The 604-nt window shown below is 68.7% G+C and carries 1 protein-coding gene; it reads right to left on the bottom strand.

Features of this window, described 5'->3' with window-relative positions; genetic code table 11:
* The coding region (locus tag J6500_RS32290; RefSeq protein WP_376707882.1) for a flagella basal body P-ring formation protein FlgA at positions 1-604 on the bottom strand (604 nt) is incomplete at both ends.

The following is a 604-nucleotide window of genomic DNA, read 5'->3' on the forward strand; positions in this document are numbered from 1 at the left end:
GTGACGTTCTGGTCGCGAGTGACGAGATCGGGTTTTGCCAGATCGGCGACGCGCAGCGCCTGGCCAGCGCGGAGCTGGCGGCGGACCTGCATGCCGATCGTGCTGTCGCGCACCGCCGCGTCGTTGCCGACCTCGGCCTTCGGCCGCCGCTCGACCAGCACGTCGGAAGCCTTCAGCACGTCGCCGCGCTCGACCCGCTTCGACGTCTCATTCGAGATCGCCAACGAGGCGGGTACCGCGCCCATCAAGCTGCGCTTCACCGGCACTGCGATCGAGACCATCGAGGCCGCCGTGCTGGCGCGCAACGTCGAGCGCGGCTCGTAGCGCACGGTGACCGGCTGCATCACGCCGGAATTGGTGGCTTCGAGGCGGATGTCGCCGGGATCGCGGTCGAAGGTCACGTTGATATTGCCGGCCCGACCGAGGCCGTGGCGGTTTTCCAGCGCGCGCGCGACCTGCTGCTCGATCTCCTTGCTCTCGACGGTGCGCGCCAGCCGCGTCACCGTGATCACCTTGAGATCGCGGGTGTCGACGCCGATCACCTGGTGGGTGCGGAGTGCGTTCAGCACTTGCGCGACCGGCAGTGTGCCCGTGGTGCCGAGAT

Origin of the sequence: Bradyrhizobium semiaridum (genome assembly GCF_020329505.1) — a bacterium.
GTDB lineage: Bacteria > Pseudomonadota > Alphaproteobacteria > Rhizobiales > Xanthobacteraceae > Bradyrhizobium > Bradyrhizobium semiaridum.